Origin of the sequence: Psychrobacter sp. AOP31-B2-9 (assembly GCF_052378005.1) — a bacterium.
Taxonomy (GTDB): domain Bacteria; phylum Pseudomonadota; class Gammaproteobacteria; order Pseudomonadales; family Moraxellaceae; genus Psychrobacter.
This window is the reverse complement of record NZ_JBQSXG010000226.1, coordinates 1-2,902: the sequence shown is the minus strand read 5'-3', so window position 1 is coordinate 2,902 and position 2,902 is coordinate 1. Positions and strand designations below refer to the sequence as shown.

Sequence of the window (2,902 nt, the reverse complement as noted above, 5' to 3'; positions counted from 1 at the left end):
ATAGGAATGCTTTTACTTGTTGTTGCAAGTATCATGTGTCTTGTTTATAGCATCAAATTGATAATTATTGCTTTTCAAGAGTCGGTGCTGTGGGGGCTATTGTATTTTTTTATTCTACCTGCAAGCTTGTATTTTATTATCACCCGTTGGCCAGAATGTAAGTCACCATTTTTGAAATTATTAATATCAATTGCATGTATGTACCTGGGAGCTTCGATGTCCTCGCCATCGTATTAAAGCTTCAGTAGGGAATGAAGTAGTTAGGTATTTGCAATGACTTGCTGCTTAAAGTGATGGCTATACATAAAAATAGCGTATTCATAATCTGAATACGCTATTTGTTTATCATCTAAATGTAGGCTAAATTCATACTGATCTTAGTACGCACCTTTGCTATAGATAAGCTCATAGCTGTGGCTGTAAATCTCGACGATGTTGTCAAACGGATCTTCTATATGACATTGTCAATGCGTATCAACGTTGCATCTTGTTCATAACAAAGATCAGTTAGTAGCAGTACCTATATATAAATGTTAAACACGCCATACTCTATTTATATATATTTCAATTTATTCTGTATCTATGGACTAATGATGAATATAAAGCTATTAAGAAAGAACTGTCTTAAGATTATAATGACTTATATGATCGCTGGATTAACCATTTCCGCTACTGCGGAAGAGTCGATATTGATAAGAGATTTGACTACCATTGAGTCGCTAGCACAGCAAGGGAATGCCATTGCCCAGTATAATTTGGGTATCATGTATGCAGCAGGCTTAGATGTTGAGAAAAATAGTACAAAGGCTTTTGAGTGGTTGAATAAATCTGCCAATCAAGGGTTGGCTGAAGCACAATATAATATTGGTGTTATGTACAATGAAGGCATAGGCGTACCACAAAACTATGAAAAAGCCTTTGCCTACTATAGTAAGTCTGCTAAGCAAGGCTATGGTAGAGCTCAATACAATCTTGGTAATCTATATTCTACAGGTGAAGGTGTCGTTCAAAACGATATTAGAGCACTGAAGTATTGGCGGCAGGCAGCTGAACAAAATAACAAGTTAGCACAGTTTAATTTGGGCATTGCTTATGCCAATGCTAAAGGAGTTCCTAAAAATAATGCAACAGCGTTTAAGTGGTATCAAAAATCTGCTGAACAAGGAGTTGCTGACGCTCAATTTAATTTAGGTGTCCTGTATCAGCAGGGGCAAGGGGTTCATAAAAATAATACAAAAGCGGCTGAATGGTTCGAAAAAGCAGCTAAGCAAGGTATGGCACATGCTCAGTTTAACCTTGGCTCTATGTACTATAAAGGCGAGGGTGTAAAACTAGACTATAGCAAAGCGGCACATTGGTTTGAAAGCTATAGCCAGCTAGGTTATGAAGACGCGCAAAACCAATTAGCAAAAATTTATATTCTCAGTGACGGTGCCTATGGCGATAGAGTAGGCGGGCTAGCAGGGTTGAAGCGTATCTGTGACACTGGTATCCAAAAATATTGTGATATGTATACAGAATGGAGCCAAAAAACAAATTAAACGGTTTGGCTCTGTTCTGCTTGGAAGTAGGGTGTGTCACCAATGTACTAATTGATGATACGCCCTAGTGTAGTCGATACAATTTAAAAATAGTACAAGGTAACTGAGTGTAGGTGTATACGTGATACCTCAATAGGGACGCTGTAATACTTTTATAGTCGAGCTATTATAAGAATATCTAACTCATCTCAATACCTAAGCGCATAGCCGAAGCAATATTAGCAGCAGTAGTCTCAATGTTATTGTAAGCAGAACCTAACACGTTATCGATCGTGTCTACTTTTTGGATACTTGGCATAACCACATCGAACTGACTGGTCTGAGCAGGTTTTAGTCCATCGACGCTGCCGCAGATAGCGATAACAGGTGTACGGCTAGCCTTAGCGATTTGACTGATACCGTCTGCCACCTTACCCATGGCTGTTTGCGCATCGAGCTTACCTTCGCCAGTGATGACCAAATCAGCCTCTATGATATGTTGAGAAAGGTGAGCCACCTCGGCAACGGTATCAAAACCAGATTTCAGATGGGCATCACAAAAGCTCATTAACGCATAGCCAAGACCGCCTGCTGCGCCAGCACCTTCAACGTGTTGGCAGTCTTCATAGCCATACTGCCCACAAATAGTAGCAAAGTGACTGAGTGCCTTGTCCAGGGTATTGACTTGCTCTGGACAAGCGCCTTTTTGCGGGCCAAACACGGCGCTGGCACCTAGCAGACCGCATAATGGATTGGTCACATCACAAGCAACCTCAAATACCGTGTCTGATATCTTTGCGTGAAGGTTTGTATTATCGAGCTTATGTAGGCTGGCAAGTGCACCGCCGCCCTGAGCTAATGAATGACCATTGACGTCATGAAACGCCATACCTAACGCAGTTAGCATGCCAAGCCCTGCATCATTGGTGGCACTGCCACCCAACCCAATAATGATACGTTTAACGCCTTCATCCAAAGCATCGGCAATCAGCTCTCCGACACCATAACTGCTAGCGATGATCGGATTGCGCTCTGCCGCAGTCAGTAAATGTAGACCGCAAGCATGAGCGATTTCGATGACAGCTGTGGCATCAGGCAATAATAAGTACTTTGCGGTGATAGGTCTCATCAGTGGGTCATGCACTCTGATTTCTTTCCAGTGCCCACCCAATACATAAGACAATACGGCAGAGGTGCCTTCACCACCATCAGCCATTGGCAGCAGCTTATAATCAGCGTCTGGAAACACTTGGCTAAAGCCGGACTGGATTGCACGGCAAACATCTAGTGCCTCTAAACTTTCTTTAAACGAATCAGGGGCGATCAAAATTTTCATGGATATTTCTCTGGGTGTTTTTTGAATGTCTTTTGGTATATGTTAG

At 41.8% G+C, this 2,902-nt stretch carries 2 protein-coding genes; one reads left to right on the top strand and one right to left on the bottom strand.

Features of this window, described 5'->3' with window-relative positions:
• The first annotated feature begins 635 nt into the window (after positions 1–635).
• The gene (locus ACT3SX_RS14610; RefSeq protein WP_192520899.1) at positions 636–1,541 is read left to right on the top strand and encodes a tetratricopeptide repeat protein; all 906 of its coding nucleotides are present in this window, start codon (positions 636–638) and stop codon (positions 1,539–1,541) included.
• Between the two features lie 178 nt (positions 1,542–1,719).
• On the opposite strand, the gene ACT3SX_RS14605 is transcribed toward ACT3SX_RS14610, so the two are convergent.
• A complete protein-coding gene (locus ACT3SX_RS14605; RefSeq protein WP_192520898.1) occupies positions 1,720–2,856 on the bottom strand; it encodes a glycerate kinase in 1,137 nt (378 codons plus the stop codon).
• Positions 2,857–2,902 lie beyond the last annotated feature (46 nt).

Bases quoted from the DNA above. Each gene is read 5' to 3' on its own strand.
- ACT3SX_RS14610 (WP_192520899.1), top strand. From the start codon at position 636: ATGACTTATATGATCGCTGGATTAACCATTTCCGCTACTGCGGAAGAG.
- ACT3SX_RS14605 (WP_192520898.1), bottom strand. From the start codon at position 2,856: ATGAAAATTTTGATCGCCCCTGATTCGTTTAAAGAAAGTTTAGAGGCA.